The organism is Streptomyces sp. NPDC043427, from assembly GCF_056436655.1.
The window spans coordinates 39,896-55,525 of sequence record NZ_JBWKCC010000028.1; the positions used below are offsets into that span (position 1 = coordinate 39,896).

At 71.2% G+C, this 15,630-nt stretch carries 12 protein-coding genes and 1 pseudogene; 8 read left to right on the forward strand and 5 right to left on the reverse strand.

Features of this window, described 5'->3' with window-relative positions; all coding sequences use genetic code 11:
* Positions 1 to 87: 87 nt before the first annotated feature.
* The 4 genes and pseudogenes from AC067M_RS33840 to AC067M_RS33855 all read left to right on the forward strand — a co-directional run.
* Positions 88 to 321: pseudogene (locus tag AC067M_RS33840) on the forward strand (carbamoyltransferase C-terminal domain-containing protein); the annotation flags it as partial.
* Positions 318 to 1,319 (forward strand): glycosyltransferase family 2 protein, encoded by a 1,002-nt coding sequence (locus AC067M_RS33845; protein WP_478700848.1) that lies wholly within the window; start codon positions 318 to 320, stop codon positions 1,317 to 1,319. The pseudogene AC067M_RS33840 and the gene AC067M_RS33845, both read left to right, overlap by 4 nt.
* Positions 1,316 to 1,930: a D-glycero-alpha-D-manno-heptose-1,7-bisphosphate 7-phosphatase gene (locus tag AC067M_RS33850; RefSeq protein WP_478700849.1), complete on the forward strand. Its 615-nt coding sequence runs from the start codon at positions 1,316 to 1,318 to the stop codon at positions 1,928 to 1,930. The genes AC067M_RS33845 and AC067M_RS33850 overlap by 4 nt, the downstream gene beginning before the upstream one ends.
* A gap of 28 nt (positions 1,931 to 1,958) precedes the next feature.
* A complete protein-coding gene (locus tag AC067M_RS33855; RefSeq protein WP_478700850.1) occupies positions 1,959 to 3,176 on the forward strand; it encodes a glycosyltransferase in 1,218 nt (405 codons plus the stop codon).
* A 42-nt stretch (positions 3,177 to 3,218) separates the two neighbouring features.
* Here the strand turns inward: AC067M_RS33855 and AC067M_RS33860 are convergent, their stop codons facing one another.
* Entirely contained in the window at positions 3,219 to 4,667 is a 1,449-nt protein-coding gene (locus AC067M_RS33860; RefSeq protein ID WP_478700851.1) for a family 43 glycosylhydrolase, read from the reverse strand.
* Between the two features lie 91 nt (positions 4,668 to 4,758).
* On the reverse strand, positions 4,759 to 6,258 hold the full coding sequence (locus AC067M_RS33865) for a family 43 glycosylhydrolase (RefSeq protein ID WP_478700852.1): 1,500 nt from the start codon (positions 6,256 to 6,258) through the stop codon (positions 4,759 to 4,761).
* 191 nt (positions 6,259 to 6,449) lie between these two features.
* On the opposite strand from AC067M_RS33865, the gene AC067M_RS33870 reads away from it, so the two are divergent.
* Positions 6,450 to 7,970, forward strand: a complete 1,521-nt coding sequence (locus tag AC067M_RS33870; protein ID WP_478700853.1) for a hypothetical protein — start codon at positions 6,450 to 6,452, stop codon at positions 7,968 to 7,970.
* Positions 7,971 to 8,061: 91 nt separating this feature from the next.
* Here the strand turns inward: AC067M_RS33870 and AC067M_RS33875 are convergent, their stop codons facing one another.
* Both AC067M_RS33875 and AC067M_RS33880 read right to left on the reverse strand, forming a co-directional pair.
* Entirely contained in the window at positions 8,062 to 8,778 is a 717-nt protein-coding gene (locus tag AC067M_RS33875) for an alpha/beta fold hydrolase (protein ID WP_478700854.1), read from the reverse strand.
* A gap of 36 nt (positions 8,779 to 8,814) precedes the next feature.
* On the reverse strand, positions 8,815 to 9,795 hold the full coding sequence (locus AC067M_RS33880; RefSeq protein ID WP_478700855.1) for an alpha/beta hydrolase: 981 nt from the start codon (positions 9,793 to 9,795) through the stop codon (positions 8,815 to 8,817).
* 258 nt (positions 9,796 to 10,053) lie between these two features.
* Here AC067M_RS33880 and AC067M_RS33885 point away from each other — a divergent pair, with 258 nt between their 5' ends.
* Both AC067M_RS33885 and AC067M_RS33890 read left to right on the forward strand, forming a co-directional pair.
* Entirely contained in the window at positions 10,054 to 11,073 is a 1,020-nt protein-coding gene (locus AC067M_RS33885) for an amidohydrolase (protein ID WP_478700856.1), read from the forward strand.
* Entirely contained in the window at positions 11,058 to 11,792 is a 735-nt protein-coding gene (locus AC067M_RS33890; RefSeq protein ID WP_478700857.1) for a YoaK family protein, read from the forward strand. The genes AC067M_RS33885 and AC067M_RS33890 overlap by 16 nt, the downstream gene beginning before the upstream one ends.
* Before the next feature lie 19 nt (positions 11,793 to 11,811).
* On the opposite strand, the gene AC067M_RS33895 is transcribed toward AC067M_RS33890, so the two are convergent.
* Entirely contained in the window at positions 11,812 to 14,664 is a 2,853-nt protein-coding gene (locus tag AC067M_RS33895; RefSeq protein ID WP_478700858.1) for a CHAT domain-containing tetratricopeptide repeat protein, read from the reverse strand.
* 243 nt (positions 14,665 to 14,907) lie between these two features.
* Here AC067M_RS33895 and AC067M_RS33900 point away from each other — a divergent pair, with 243 nt between their 5' ends.
* On the forward strand, positions 14,908 to 15,285 hold the full coding sequence (locus AC067M_RS33900) for a hypothetical protein (RefSeq protein ID WP_478700859.1): 378 nt from the start codon (positions 14,908 to 14,910) through the stop codon (positions 15,283 to 15,285).
* Positions 15,286 to 15,630 lie beyond the last annotated feature (345 nt).

Here is a 15,630-nt window from a genome sequence, read left to right on the forward strand (position 1 = left end):
CACGCGATGGGCCACCCACACCCGGACAGCGACGTCCTCGTCCTCGACCGCGTCGCCGACTCCGGCGGGAGCGGTGCCGGGGGCGTCGGCACCGCCCGCGTCCAGACCGTCGAGGAGCGCCGAGAACCCTTCGCGGCACGGATGCCGGCCGCCTTCGAGCGGCGCACCGGGCTGCCCGTCGTCGTCAACATCAGCCTCAACACCGCAGGACGGCCCATGGCCGACGATCCGCGTGACGCCCTCGAGTGCTTCGGCTGCGCGCCCGTGGACCTGCTCGCCATCGGCCCGTACGCGGTGCGCAGGGGAAGGGCGTACGCATGAACAGGGCCTACTCCGTGGTCATCCCGACCTCCGCGCGGGACACGCTCGCCGACTGCCTCGCCGCGCTCGCCGCGGCCACCGGGCCGCCCCCGGAGGAGATCATCCTCGTCGACGACCGGCCCGACCCCGAACCGGGCCCGTTGGAGCACCCGTTGAGCGTCCTCGGCGACCTGCGCGAGCGCACCACCGTGCTGCACAGCGACGGCCGCGGCCCCTCAGCGGCCCGCAACACCGGCCTGCGCGCGACCACTTCACCGTGGGTGGTGTTCCTCGACGACGAGGTGCAGTGCGGCCCGCACTGGTACGAGCAACTCGTCCACGACCTCGCCGACGCGTCCCCCGACACCGCGGGCGTCCAGGGCGTGCTCGCCGTACCGCTGCCCGGTGAACGCCGGCCCACCGACTGGGAACGCGGCACCGCCGGACTCGCCCGGGCCCACTGGATCACCGCCGACATGGCCTACCGCACGGAGGCCCTCAAACAGGTCGGCGGCTTCGACGAACGCTTCCAGCGCGCCTTCCGGGAGGACGCCGACCTCGCGCTGCGCGTCCTCGACGCCGGCTGGCGCATCCGGCAGGGACGGCGGACCAGCCTGCACCCGGTGCATCCCGCCGACCGGTGGGTGTCGCTGCGCGCCCAGCGCTGCAAGGCCGACGACGCGCTCATGCGGAGCCTGCACGGCCCCGACTGGTGGCACCGCGCGCTCGCCCCGCGCGGGCGGCTGCGCAGCCACGTCGCGATCACCGCCGCGGGAGCGGCCGCCTGCGCGCTCGGCGCGGCCGGACGCCGCCGCGAGGCCGTGACGGCCGGGCTGGTCTGGGTGGCGGGAACCGCCGAGTTCGCGTGGTCGCGCATCGAGCCCGGCCCGCGCACCCGCTACGAGGTCGACACCATGCTCGCCAGCAGCGTGCTCATCCCGCCCGTGGCCACCTGGCACTGGCTGCGAGGGCGGTGGCGGCACCGCGGCACCGCCCCCTGGCGGGAGGTGGCGCCGTGACCCGGGTGCGGGCCGTGCTGTTCGACCGCGACGGCACCCTCGTCGAGAGCGTCCCCGACAACGCCGACCCGGAGCGGGTCCACCCCGTCGAGGGTGCCCACCAGGCCCTGGAACTGCTGCGCCACCGGGGCCTCAGTACCGGGTTCCTCACCCACCAGCCGGGCGTCGCGCGCGGGGCCCTCACCGAGGCCGACGTGCGCCGCGTCGACGCCCGGGTCGACGAACTCCTCGGCCCGTTCGACGTGCGGGGTGTCTGCCCGCACGGCCCCGACGACGGCTGCCACTGCCGCAGCCCCGAACCCGGCCTGCTGCTGTGGGCCGCCGGCCGGGTGTGTACCGGACCCGAGGGGATCGTCGTGATCAGCGGCCGGGGCGCCGACGTCGAGGCCGCACGCCGGGCCGGCGCCCACGGGATCCTCGTACCGGCACCGCACACGCCCCCGCAGGAGACGGCTGCCGCCGAGCGCGTGGCGCCGGACCTGCTGACCGCCGTCCGCGCGGTGCTCCTGGGGCCGCCGCGCGGGCACGTCCTGGTCGACGAGCGGCCCATCGAGGAGGCGTACGAGACCGGGACACCCGGACACCAGGGCGGCACGGGAAGGCCGCGGTGAACAGCGACAACCACGAGGAGAGGGCCCGATGAGGATCGCCATGGTGTCCGAGCACGCGAGCCCGCTCGCCGCGCCCGGCGGCACCGACGCCGGCGGCCAGAACGTGTACGTCGCCCGGCTCGCCGAGGAACTGTCCCGGCGCGGCCACGACGTCGTCGTCCATACCCGGCGCGACTCCACCGACCTGCCCGACCGGGTGCCCCTGCCCGGCGGCGGCGAGGTGGACCATGTGCCGGCCGGGCCGCCCGACGTCCTCCCCAAGGACGACCTCTACCCGTACATGACCGGCTTCGGCGCCCACCTCGCGCGCGTCTGGGACCGTGAACGGCCCGACGTCGTGCACGCCCACTACTGGATGTCCGGCGTGGCCGCGCGGATCGGCGCGCACCCGCACGGCATCCCCGTCGTGCAGACCTTCCACGCCCTCGGCTCCGTCGAGCGCCGCCACCAGGGCCGACGGGACACCAGCCCGTACGAACGCCTGGGCTCCGAGCGCCAGTCGGGCCGTAGCTGCGGGCGCGTCCTGGCGACCTGCACCGACGAGGTGTACGAGCTGGCCGACATGGGCGTACCGCCCCGGCAGGTGTCCGTCGTGCCGTGCGGCGTGGACGTCGAGCACTTCCGCCCCGGCGCGCGCCACTCCGACGTGCCGGAAAGGCAGCGGCGGCACCGGCTGCTCGCCTGTGGCCGACTGGTTCGCCGCAAGGGCTTCGACCGGGCCGTTCGCGCCCTCACCGAGATCCCCGACGCCGAACTCCTCGTCGCGGGCGGGCCGCCCGGCGACCTGCTGGAGACCGACCCCGAGGCGGAACGCCTGCTGTGGCTGTCCGACCGGGCGGGCGTCGCCGACCGGGTGCGGCTGCTCGGTGCCGTGGATCCCGCCCGGATGCCCGCGCTGATCGGCAGCGCCGACGCGGTCCTGTGCACACCGTCGTACGAGCCCTTCGGCATCGTGCCCTTGGAGGCGATGGCGTGCGGGGTGCCCGTCGTCGCCACCGACGTGGGCGGCCACCGGGACACCGTGGCCGACCGGCGCACCGGCCGGCTGGTGCCGCCCGGGGACACCCGGGCGATCGCCTCCGCCGTCCGCGACCTGCTCGGCGACGACGAACTGCGCCACCGATACGGCGAGGCGGGCCGCGAACGCGTCCTCGCCCGCTTCACCTGGCAGCGCGTCGCGGACGGGGTGGAACACGTCTACCGGCAGGTCACCGTGGGCCACGCGCCACCCTCGCAGGTGGCGTGACGGTGCCCCGGGGCGTCCCGGGGCACCGCTTTCACCAGAGGCTCACTGGGCGTAGAACGTCGCGTCCGCCCTGTCGAGGGTCGTGCTCAACGTCTGTACGTACAGCAGGTAGTTGTAGTGGCGGATGTAGCGTCCGGCGGTGCCGTACGACTCATAGGAGACCCCGGCGGAGTCGGCCAGACCGGCGCGCTTGTAGAAGGTGGCGTCGGACGCGAACTGCGTGCTCCCGTCGTTCTTCTCCACCCACACCTCGTTGTTCTTGCTCCGCAGGTAGTAGCCGGGGAAGTTGGCCGACTCCAGGGACACCGTGCCGCTGCCCGTCAGACCGGGCACGACGCGGAACTGGGAGTCGGCGAGCGGGGAGACGTCGGCCTCGATCTTGGCGCGGAACTCCCAGTGGCGGATGAAACGGTCGGCGAAGTTGTACGACGAGAAGCGCTGCGGGGTGACCCCGTCGGCGACCGGGATGCCGAAGTCGGGCGTGCCGTCGGCCTTCCAGTACACCTTCTGGACGCGGGTGCGGCGGTTGGGGTCGTTCAGCGGGTCGCCGGTGATGTCCTTGTAGCTGCGGTCGTGGTAGACGAGGATGTCCGACTTGCCGTCCTCGGAGACGGTGAAGGAGTTGTGGCCCGGACCGTACTGCGAGGTCGCGTCGCTGGTCTTGAACACGGGCTGCGAACCCTTCGTCCAGGACGCCGGGTTGGTCAGGTCGGCGCTCGCCGACGCGGTCAGCATGCCCAGGCAGTAGTTGGCGTCGGTCGCGCTGGCCGAGTAGGTCATGAAGACCTTGCCGCCGTGCTGGATGACCGCCGGACCCTCGTTGACCTTGAAGCCGACCGTCTCCCAGGACAGCGTGGGCTGCGAGATCTCCGCCGGAGTTCCGGTGAGCGTCCAGGGGTTGGCCATCTTCGCGATGAACAGGGACGTGTTGTTGTTCTCGGCCGGGTTGCGCTGCGCCCAGGCCAGGTAGCGGACGCCGTTCACGGCGAACGTGGTGGCGTCGAGGGAGAAGCTCTCCCACGTGGTCTTGATCTGGCCCTTCTCGGTCCAGGTGGCGGTGAGCGGGTTGGCGCCGGTGCCCTCCAGGACGTACATCCGGATCGCCCAGATGTCGTTGGTGGCGCCGGCCGCGAAGTACACGTACCACTTGCCGTCGATGAAGTGGATCTCCGGTGCCCAGATGTGGGCGCCCATCACGCCGCTGGCGTGCTTGGTCCAGATGGTGACCTCCGGGGCCGTCGACAGGCCCTGGATGGTCGTCGCCCGGCGCAGCACGATGCGGTCGTACTCGGGGACGGTCGCCGTGAAGTAGTAGTAGCCGTCGGTGTGCTTGAAGATGTGCGGGTCGGCCCGCTTCTCGGCGATCGGGTTGGTGTAGGTCACCGCGGGGGAGGCGGGCACGGCCGCGTGGGCGGCCGGGCCGGGCCCGACCAGGCAGGCCGCCAGGGCGACCAGCGTGGCCAGGAGGAGGCGTACGGCGTTGCGTCTCAAGGTGGTTCTCCAGATCACGGGGAGTCGATCGGGGCGATCGGGGCGATCGGGGCGATCAGAGTCTTCGGGATGATCGGTTCGATCAGATCGATCAGGTCGTGGGCACGAGGCGCCACTGCTGGCAGTTGTTGTTCAGCCACGTCCACTGCCGTACGTCGGTGCCGTTCGCGGTGCCGCAGTTGGCCACGTCGGCGACCTTGCCGCTGTTCTCGTTGACGATGCGCACGTAGTCGCCGCTCGCGGTGAACACCAGGCGGTAGCGCTGGCACTTGTTGTTGAGCCAGGACCACTGCTGGATGTCGGCGCCGTCGGCCGTGGAGCAGGACGCCGTGTCCATCACGCCTCCGGTGGCCACGTTCACCAGCCGGTTGGTGTCGTCGGCCAGGTCCTCGATCTTCCACTTCTGGTTGGCCCCGCCGGTGCAGGTCCACTGGAAGATGTTGGTGCCGTTGGCGGTGTTGCCGCCCTCGAGGTCCAGGCACTTGCCGCTGTTGCGGTTGACGAGGGTGTACGAGGTCGGGGTGGCAGCGGTCTCGCCGGACGGGCCGGGCAGTGACGTACCGAGCGCGACGGGCGTGCCGAAGTCGGGGGTGCCGTCGGCGTTCCAGGTGAACTTCTGCGCACGGGTGGTGCGTCCGTTGCCGCAGCCGCCGTTCGAGGCGGAGTTGGCGTGGTAGACGATCCAGTTCTCGGTGCCGTCCGGCGAGGTGAAGAAACCGTTGTGTCCCGGACCGTAGACGCTGTTGGCGTCACTGCGCTGGAAGACGGGCGTCTGCTTCTTGGTCCAGGACGCGGGGTCGAGCGGATCGGAACCGGTGAGCTCCAGCTGGCCGAGCTTGTAGTCGGGGGTGCCGCAGAAGCTGGCGGAGAAGGTGAGGAACGTACGGCCGTCGTGGTACAGCGGTTCCGGCCCCTCGTTGACCGCGCCGCCGGACGTCTCCCAGCTCAGCGTGGGGCTGGAGATGACGGTGAAGGTGTTGCTCGCGAGGGTGTACGGGTTGCTCATCGGCGCGATGACCAGGCTCTGCTTGCTGCCGTTCACGAACCCGCTGCCGACGAGGTAGAGCTTGTTGTTCGCCTGCAGCACGCTCGCGTCGATCAGCCAGCCGCCCGGCGTGAGGTTGGAACCGGTGAGCGAGCCCTTGTAGGTGTACGGGCCCAGCGGGTCGGTGCCGGCGCTCTCCAGGACGTGGGTGCGCTGGGAGTCGCAGCAGGCGACGCCGCTCTGGCCGGCCGAGTAGTACAGGTACCAGTGGCCGTTGAACTGGTGGATCTCCGGCGCCCAGATATTGGTGTTGCGCGTGGACGTGGTGTCCGACCACACCTGCACGTTGGGCGCGGTGGCCAGACCCGCGAGGGTCGGTGACTTCCGCATGCCGAGGATGCCGGTGAACGTGGTGGTGATCAGGTAGTAGTTGCCGTCGTAGTACTCCAGCCAGGGGTCGGCGCCCTTCGACGACTTCAGGGGGTTGGTGTAGGGACGGCCGTCGGCCGCGGACACCGGCTGGGTCGCCGCGATCAGGGCGACGAGGAGGGCCAGTACGCAGACGAGCAGGGATCTGCTTCCGCGCGGCCGAGGCAGCCGAGGCATAGATGACCGTCCTAGTTCGTGCAAGTTCGTGATTTCGAACACAGTTCGTAACTTCGGCCAGAAGATAGGGGGCGCGCATGTTCGCGTCAATGGTTTGGACAGGAGGTGCTTTCTGAGCCATTCGGACCCGTCCGCAGGGCCCTCGCTCACGGCGTCGTTCAGCGTGGTGCGTGAAGAGGCGAGGAGGGAAGATGCCCCACGGCGTCCGCACCACCGCGGCCGGTACCCGGCGGCCGCCCGGAACATCTGCCGTCGACGTCACGCCCCGGCGCGCGTGGCGCGCGTGGCGCTCCTGGGCTGACGGATGGCTCGCCCTGGTCGCGGCCGGCTTCGCCCTCGCCCAGCTCGCGCTCGTCCGCCCCGGCATGGGCCTCGGCTGGGACGAGTCGGTCTACGTCAGCCAGGTCGCCGACCACGCCCCGGCCGCCTTCTTCAGCGCGCCCCGCGCCCGAGGGGTCCCGCTGCTGGTGGCTCCGGTGGCCGCCTGGTCGTCGTCCACCCCCCTGCTGCGGATCTACCTGGCACTCCTGTCCGGCCTCGCCCTGTTCCTGGCGCTGCGCGCCTGGCGGGGACTGTTCCCGACCCGGGTCGTCGCGATCGGCGGCGCCCTGTTCGCCAGCCTGTGGATCACCCTCTTCTACGGCCCCCAGGCCATGCCCAACTACTGGGTCGGGATCGGCGCCCTGATCTGCGTCGGCTCCTACCTGCGGGCCCGGGCCGACCCGGGCGACCGGGCGGCCCCCTGGGGTGTCTTCGCGGGCGCGGCCCTCATGGCGCTGATGCGGCCGATGGACGCCGCCTGGACCGCGCTCCCGCTGCTCGCCCTCTCGATCACCGTACGGCGGTGGCGGCGCCCCCGGCTGCTCGCGGCCCTCCTCGTCGGTCTGGCCGCCGGGGCGGCGCAGTGGATCGTCGAGGCCTACCTCGACTACGGCGGCCTCGCGCAGCGGCTGTCCGACGCGTCCCGCATCCAGGGCGGGCTCGGCTGGCACTTCGCCTTCGACGACCAGCTGCGCAGCATGGGCGGACGCACCCTGTGCCGGCCCTGCGTGGGCTCGGTGCCCCACCCGGCACTCACCTTCTGGTGGTTCGTCCTGCCCGTCCTCGCCGTCCTGGGCCTGGTCGTCGCAGTCCGCGCCCGGCGCACGGCGCGCACCCTCCTGCCGCTCGCCTGCGCCGCCACGGCCGCCGTCCCCTACCTCCTGCTGATCGGCTACGCGGCCCCCCGCTTCCTCCTGCCCGCCTACGCGCTGCTCGCCCTCCCGGTCGCCGACGCGCTGGTCCACCTGATCACCGCGGCACGCGGCGCCTGGCGACCCGTGATGGTGACCGCGGTGGTGCTGGGACTCGCCGGGCACCTGGCCGTCCAGTTCACGGTCCTGGAACGCACCGTGCACCGCACCACCCTCGCCCACCGCGCCTGGGCCCGCACCGCCACCGACCTGCACAGTCTCGGCGTACGGCCCCCCTGCGTCCTCACCGGCCACGAGGCCGTCCCGATCGCCTTCTACACCGGCTGCGCCTCCCGGCAGCCCCACGGCCACGACACCTCCATCACCGAGACCGACCTGGCACGGATGGCCCACGCCACCCCGGTCGCCGCCCTGACCAAGCCCGGCGCCCGCCCACCCGCCTTCGCCCGCACCTGGCCGGCACGCCGGGCGGGCGACCTGACGGCGTATGTGGCGCCGCTCGTGCCGCGCGAGGGGTGAGGCCGGGCTTCCTTCGGGCGGAAACGAGGAATCGGCAGCGCGGACGGACATCGTGCTCGGGTCCGTCCGCGCGGGGTTCAGGTGGTGTGCGTCAGCTTGTCGCGCGTACCGCGTCCAGGATGACGGAGGCGACCCCCTCGGAGTGGGAGAGGGCCACCGCGTGCGAGGCGCCCTCGATCTCCACGACCGTCGAACCGGCCCGCTTCGCGCCGAAGCGCTGTACCTCCGGATTGATCGCCTGGTCCGCGCCGGCCACGATCACCCAGGAGGGCTTCGCCTTCCAGGCGGCGGTCGACGCGGGCTCGGTGAACGCGGCGGCGGCAAGGGGGCGTTGGGACACGGCGAGTACCTGGGTGACCGCGGCCGGGAGGTCCGCGGCGAAGATGCCGGGGAAGGCCTCCGGGCCGATGGTGACCTCGACGGCGGGCTCGGCGCCGTCGACCGGATACGTCCACTCCTGCAAGTTGTCGACGAGCTTCGTCAGCGGGAAGCGGCCCTGCAACTCGCCGAGGCTCTCGCCCTCTTCGGGGACGTAGGCAGCGACGTAGACCAGCCCGACGACGTTCTCGGCCGTACCGGCCACGGAGATCAGCGCACCGCCGTAGGAGTGGCCGACCAGGACGACCGGGCCGTCGATCTGGGCGGCCACAGAGGCGATGTACGCGGCGTCGGAGGCGAGTCCGCGCAGCGGGTTGGGCGGTGCCACGACGGGGACGCCCTCGTTGCTCAGCTCCGCGATGACACCGGCCCAGCTGCCGGCGTCCGCGAAGGCACCGTGCACGAGAAGTGCGGTGGGGGTGGTGGGCATGGCTCGGTTCTCCTTTCGGTTCCGTCCGCGTCCGGGTCAGTGGCCGTGCAGCGATGTACGCAGCGTGTCGACGGCCATCGAGATCGCGGCCTCGGCGGCGTGGGTCTCGCGCAGCGCGTTGAGCATCACGAAGTCGTGGATGATGCCCTGGAAGCGGACGGCGGTCACCGGAACCCCGGCTTCGCGCAGCTTGTTGGCGTACGCTTCCCCCTCGTCGCGCAGTACGTCCGCCTCGCCGGTGATGACGAGGGCCGGCGGCAGGCCCGTGAGCTGCTCGGTGGTGGCGCGCAGCGGGGAGGCCGTGATCTGGGCGCGTTCCGCCTCGTCCGTCGTGTACTGGTCCCAGAACCACTGCATGCCGTCCCGGCGCAGGAAGTAGCCGGTGGCGAACTGGTGGTACGAGCCGGTGTCGAACGCGGCGTCGGTCACCGGGTAGAACAACACCTGCTGGACCAGGGGCACATCACCACGCTGCTTCGCCATCAGCGTCAGCGCGGCCGTCATGTTGCCGCCGACCGAGTCGCCCGCGACCGCCAGCCGGGAGCCGTCCAGGTCCTTCGACGCGCCCTGCTCGACGACCCACCGGGCCACGGCGTAGTTCTGCTCGATGGCGACCGGGTAGCGGGCCTCGGGGGAGAGGTCGTACTCGGGGAAGACCACCGCGGCGTTCGCGCCGACGGCCAGCTCGCGCACCAGCCGGTCGTGCGTGTGGGCGTTGCCGAACACCCAGCCCGCGCCGTGGATGTAGAGGATCACCGGCAGGGTGCCCGTGGCCCCGGCGGGCTTGACGATGCGCGCCCGGACGCTGCCCGTGGGACCGCCCTCGACGGTGATCCACTCCTCGTCGATCCGCGGCATGTCGATCTCGCCGGACTGCACCTCGTCGACCGCCTTGCGGCCCTCGGCGGGCGTCAGGTCGAACAGGTAGGGCGGGTTGGCGGTGGCCTCGGCGAACGCGGCGGCCGCCGGCTCCAGGACCGGCACGACCGGCTGGACGGGCTCGGCGATTTCTGACATGTGGTTCTCCTGAGATCTCGCGGGTGAAGTGCGGGTGCGTCGTGCGGCACGCTAAATCCGGAAAGCCGGGGGGAATGGTCCGCGAGCGCACCGCGACCGCTCTCACAGCGCACGGAATGGGGTGCCCGCCCCGGCGGCACAGCGCCAGTGCGCTGTCAGTACGCATTCGGTGCGCCGACAGGGCACAGCGGCGAACCCCCCGGCAATAGCGTGACGGCTCCGATGAAAAGCCGTTCGCTCCGAGGAGGTTGGCCCACGGTGTCCACGATGCCGGTCGGCGGGCTGGTTCCCCGCGCCACCGACACCGCCGCGGACCTGGTCGTCCGCAACGCGAAGATCCACACCTCGGACCCGTCCCGCCCGCACGCCGGAGCACTCGCCGTCCGCGCCGGTGTCGTCACGGCCGTCGGTGACGACAAGGACATGGCCCCCCTCGTCGGCCCCGGCACGAAGGTCGTCGACGCGCTCGGCCGCCGCGTGGTGCCCGGCCTCAACGACTCCCACCTGCACGTCATCCGCGGCGGCCTCAACTACGTACTGGAGTTGCGCTGGGACGGCGTACCCACCCTGCGCCAGGGCCTCGAGGTGCTGCGTGAACAGGCGGCCCGTACGCCCCAGGGGCAGTGGGTGCGGGTGGTGGGCGGCTGGTCGGCCGAGCAGTTCGCCGAACGCCGGCTGCCGACCGTCGCCGAACTCAACGCCGCCGCGCCCGACACCCCGGTGTTCGTGCTGCACCTGTACCAGTCGGCGGTCCTCAACCGCGCCGCCCTCAAGGCCGCCGGATACACCAGGGACACCCCCGACCCCAAGGGCGGCCAGATCGTGCGCGGCCGCGACGGCCGGCCAACGGGAATGCTGCTGGCCGCGCCCAGCGCGCTCGTCCTCTATTCGACGCTCGCCAAGGCACCGGTCCTTCAGGGCGAGGACAAGAAGACCTCCACCCGGCATTTCCTGCGTGAACTGAACAGGTTCGGGCTCACATCGGCGATCGACGCCGCCGGCGGATTCCAGAACTTCCCCGACAACTACAGCACGGTCGTCGAACTCGCCGAAGCCGGCCAACTCTCCCTGCGCATCGCCTATCACCTCTTTCCGCAGACCCCGGGCCAGGAGACAGCCGACCTCGCCCGCTGGATCGAAACGACGAGCCCCGACGACGGCGACGCATGGCTGCGTCTCAATGGCGCGGGCGGCCGCGGCCGCCGGAGTGCTCACCCGTGTGGTGCTGCGCCGCCCGCCGGCTCCCGGCAGGAGGACCCCGTATGCGCAAGCTGCTGACTGACGCGGCCCGCACCCTCGCACTGCCCCGGCAGGACCCGCACGGACCGCTGCCGCCGCTCCTGCTGACGCTGACCGTCGTCACCGGTCTGGTCGATGCCGTGAGCTATCAGGCGCTCGGCCACGTCTTCGTCGCCAACATGACCGGCAACGTGGTCTTCCTCGGCTTCGCCCTGGCCGGTGCGGAGGGGCTGTCCGCGACCGCCTCCGTCGTCGCGATGACCGCGTTCCTCGCCGGGGCGCTGGCGGGAGGCCGGTTCGGCACGCGGTTCGCGGCGCACCGGGGACGGCTGCTGGCGGCGGCCACGGCACTTCAGGCGGCGCTGGTCGCCGGGACCGTCGTCATCGCGCTGGTCTCGGACGGTGAGATGACCACCAGGGTCCGGTACGCCCTCATCGTGCTGCTCGGCCTCGCCATGGGCCTGCAGAACGCGGTCGCCCGGCGGCTCGGCGTACCCGACCTGACCACCACCGTCCTGACCCTCACCCTCACGGGCCTCGCCGCCGACTCCACCACAGCCGGCGGAGCGGCCCCCCGCCCCGGCCGACGCGTCCTGTCCGTCCTCGCCATGCTCCTCGGCGCCCTCACCGGCGCCGCCCTCCTCCACTCCGCCCTCGCCCTCACCCTGACCCTGGCGTCGCTGCTCCTCACGGCGGTGTCGGCGACGGTGTACCGCCTCTCGACCGCCGCCCCGGCCTGGACGAGGCCGCAGGCCTGACCGCCTCCGTACGGGTCGATCAGGCGCCGGCGTGAAGGTAGGCGGCCCACAGAGAGGGAGTGCAACGGCGTTGGTCCCGGATCGCTCGGACCGCCTTGTGCAGGGCCAGGGCGGCGCGGCGGGAGTCGAGTGTGTGCGGCCCGGTGCGCAGATGGGTGTAGAACGTGTCGGCGACGATGACCGCGATCCCGTCGTTGATCTCCCACAGGGTGCCGATGACATGGGGGTATCCGGCGAGTTGGAACGCCGACGTCAGGTGGATGGCCTCGTCGACGAGGTCGGCGGTGTCGATGGCCGCGGTACGGCATGCGGACAGATAGGCCAACTGGGCCTGGTCGAGCAGGACGGGGGACAGGCTGGCGACGGTGAGGGGGGAGTCCTGGTGGTCGTGGAGCAACAACCTGCTTTTCGACGGGTCGGTGGGGTCGCTCCGGCCGTGGCAGGCGAAGTGCGCAATCGGGCAACTGGGCAGATGGTCCAGCACGTTGGCCCTGGTCGGTGTCTGCGGCGACGCGTCGACGGACGCGTCATGAGGCGGATCGGGCTCCTGGAGCAGGACGAGTTCCGAGGCGTGGTGCTGCAGGCGAGCGACTTCCGCGCCGACGTAGTACAGCCGTCCGTCGTTCCTCAGGTGGGGAGTGGTGGGCATGGCCACGACGAGCGCTCGGGAGGGGGCGGCAGGCGTCGGGGGACGCTGACGGGCGTGGCGCAGCGCGCGCACGGTGGGGGTGTAGGAGGACACCACCCGGTCCAGGACCGTGCGCCGCTTCGGGGTGTCGGCCGAGTCGGTGTGGTAGCCGGCCGCGTGGACGGGCAGCAGGCCGAGCAGCCCGCCCGGAGCCCACCACACCCGGGGCCAGCTCGTCTCCGGCGCGGGCACGCCGTGGTAGCCCAACGTGGACAGGACAGGCCCGATGGCGGCGTCCCACAGCCATTCGAGGATCTGCGTGAGAGTGGCCTGCGCTTCGCGTTGCTCGGATCCGTCCTTGCCCGACGACGCCGCGGTGTGGAGGGCCTGGTGGAAGGCGTTGACCTGGTCGATCAGAGTGTCACGGCCGAGTTCGGGCAGGGGGAGGGCGTCGATCCCCTTCGCTGTGAGCAGGAGAGCGTGGCTGCCGTGTCGGCTGGTGTTGAAGACCACGACCGGGCCTTGGTCCGCCTGGGCGAGAAGGTCGGCAGTGTCGGGCGGCAGCCCGAAGGAGCCGAACCCGTCGCGTGCCCGGATCTCGTCCAGTGTCGCGGCGAGGTCGAGGGCGAGCCGATGACGGTCCGGCCCGGGGCGGTCGTTCTGTTCCCGAGGTGGTGTCTCCGAGTGATCGCTCCACTCCGGGGCCTTGGCGAAAGTGCCCGCGGGTTGGTCGAGCTGCTCGCGCAGATCGACGAACCGCGCGGCCAACTCCGGGGCCACCTGGCGCAGATCGGTGAGGTCGCTGCGGGTGTCCAGCGCCTGGCTCAGCAGAACCGTCCGGCCTGACTCCAACAGCCTCAAAGCCCGGGTGGCGCGTTCTTTCCGTGTCCCCCTGGTGTCGGCGAGGGCCAGCGCCGCGGCGTCACCGGCCAGGCCCGCGAAGCGGCCGAGTGCGAACTGCTGGTCATCGCGGCCCAGTCGGCGCGAAGCGACCTCGGGCAGCAGCCGTACCGCGGTCTCCAACAGGTCCACCGCCCGGCCCACTTGTGACGTCGCGAGCAGACGGGCTGCCTCCTGGGCCCCGGTGATGCGGGCTGAGGGCGGCGCCGAGGGAGACTCGCACGCGGTGGTGTGGGCGGACACGGCGTCGCGCAGGTCTGCCGGGTCTGCCGAGTGCCGGAATTGCGTCTGCAGCATGTTGCCCAGGTTGTTCAGGTAGTCGGCTCGGTCGGAATGGTCGGCAGGGGTGATGTCGACCGCTTCCTGGAGGGCGTCCACGGCGGCGTCGATATCCGCTGGGTCTGCCTGTTCCGGTGTGTGGTCGAATCGACTGAGCAGAGTGATGCCCAAGTTGCACAGGAACATCGCCCGGCTGGGGGAGTCGGTGGGTGTGGCCCGGATGACGTCACGGCCGACGTTGATGGCTTCGTCCAGGTCAGCTCGGTCTCTGCCGCGCTCGAACCGGCTCCGCAGCGCGATCGCCAGATTGGAGAGGCAGCCTGCTCGGTCCGGGTCGTCGGTGGGCGTGGCGCGGATGACGTCACGGCCGATGCTGATGGCTTCGTCCAGGTCAGCTTGGTCTCCGGTTCGGTGGGACCGTCTCTGCAGCGCGCTACCCAAGTTGTTCAGATGCCACGCCCGGTCAGAGGAGTCGGCGGGAACGGCCTGTACCGTCTGCCGGCCCAGGCTGATGGCTTCGTCCAGGTCTGCTTGGTCTCCCGTGCGTTCGAACCGTGTCTGTAGCTTGCCGCTCAGGTTGTTCAGGTACCACGCTCGGTGCGGGTTGTCGGCGGGAGTGGCCTGGACCGCCTCGCGGCCGAAGTTGATGGCTTCGTCAAGATCTGCCTGGTTCCCGGTGCGTTCGAACCGAGCTCGCAGTGCGTTCCCCAGGTTGTTGAGGAACGTCTCCCGGTCGCGGTAACCGGGCTCGGCAGTCTGCACAGCTTCGCGGCTGAGACTGATGGCTTCGTCCAGGTCAGCCGGTTCTCCGAGCAGGTCGAACCGACTCTGCAGCGAGTTCCCCAGATGCGCCAAGTAACCAGCTCGTTTGGGTGCGTCGGCAAGGGCGGCCTGAACCACGTCACGGCGGACACCGATGGCTGCGTCCAGATCGGCCAGGTCGCCGGTGTGCTTGAAGCGTGCCTGCAGCGCGTTCGCCAAGTGGTTCAGGCGCCGTGCTCGGTTGGGGGAGTCGCAGGGAGTGCCCTGGACCGCCTCCCGGCCGACGCTGATGGCTTCGTCCACGTCGTTTTGGTCGCCGAGGAGCTTGAATCGTGCCTCCAGCGCGTTCCCCAGGGTGGATTGGAGAAGCGCCCGGTGGGGAGAGCCGACGGGAGCGAGCCGGACTGCCTCCCGGCCGAGTTCGACCGCTGCTTCCGCATCTGCTCGGTTCCCGTTGTGCTCGCCTCGCAGGCGCAGCGCGATACTCAAGTTGTTCAGGCGGCCGGCTCGGTTGGGCGCGTCGGGAGGAGTGGCCTGGACCACCTCATGCAGAGCCTCGACGGCCTCGTTCAGATCAGCCTGGTCCGCGGTGCGCTCGAACCGCAACCGCAGTGTGTTCGCGAGGTTGTTGAGGAATGTCTCTCGATCTCGGTGGCCGGGACGGGCGGTGCGGAAGGCGTCGCGGTCGGCGCTGACTGCTTCGTCAAGGTCCGCTCGATCCCCGAGAGCCTCGTATCGAGCCTGCAGCGCGGACCCCAAGCGGGACAGAACGACCGCTCGGTCAGGGTGATCGGAGGGAGTGCCGACGACAACGCGCCGCCACACGTCCACGGCAGCGGACAGCCGGGCCGGATCGCCAGAGGAAAACGGTTGTCGAAGCGGGTCCTCGCCCGGCGGCGCAACGGCTTCGCCGATGTGGGGTAACAACTGCGGCGGGAGCGCGTCGAAGCCGGCGAGGAACGGTGGCACGAACAACTCGATCGCGGTGTCCAAGTCCGCGTCGCCTTCACCTCCGGGGAGCGCTTGATACCGGAACCAGTGCAACCAGCCGAGTGCGTGCCCGACTTCGAGGTCCCGGCCGTCGGCCAGGAACGGGGCGAGCCGTCGAGCCTCACTCCACGCCTGCAGCTCCAGTGCCGCCCCGGGATCACCAGCGGCGATGCGTCGTAGCCGCGCCTGTACTGCGGCGAGCCACTGTGCTCGCTCTCCTGATTGACTATGCACGCAAAGTGAGGCTAGTCGCACAATCAGTAAAACGAGGCATGTTTC

What these genes read in the sequence shown, in the direction of transcription:
- AC067M_RS33870 (WP_478700853.1), top strand. Translation starts at nt 6,450, where the DNA reads ATGCCCCACGGCGTCCGCACCACCGCGGCCGGTACCCGGCGGCCGCCC.
- AC067M_RS33900 (WP_478700859.1), top strand. Translation starts at nt 14,908, where the DNA reads ATGCAGAGCCTCGACGGCCTCGTTCAGATCAGCCTGGTCCGCGGTGCG.
- AC067M_RS33890 (WP_478700857.1), top strand. Translation starts at nt 11,058, where the DNA reads ATGCGCAAGCTGCTGACTGACGCGGCCCGCACCCTCGCACTGCCCCGG.
- AC067M_RS33865 (WP_478700852.1), bottom strand. Translation starts at nt 6,258, where the DNA reads ATGCCTCGGCTGCCTCGGCCGCGCGGAAGCAGATCCCTGCTCGTCTGC.
- AC067M_RS33855 (WP_478700850.1), top strand. Translation starts at nt 1,959, where the DNA reads ATGAGGATCGCCATGGTGTCCGAGCACGCGAGCCCGCTCGCCGCGCCC.
- AC067M_RS33875 (WP_478700854.1), bottom strand. Translation starts at nt 8,778, where the DNA reads ATGCCCACCACCCCCACCGCACTTCTCGTGCACGGTGCCTTCGCGGAC.
- AC067M_RS33845 (WP_478700848.1), top strand. Translation starts at nt 318, where the DNA reads ATGAACAGGGCCTACTCCGTGGTCATCCCGACCTCCGCGCGGGACACG.
- AC067M_RS33880 (WP_478700855.1), bottom strand. Translation starts at nt 9,795, where the DNA reads ATGTCAGAAATCGCCGAGCCCGTCCAGCCGGTCGTGCCGGTCCTGGAG.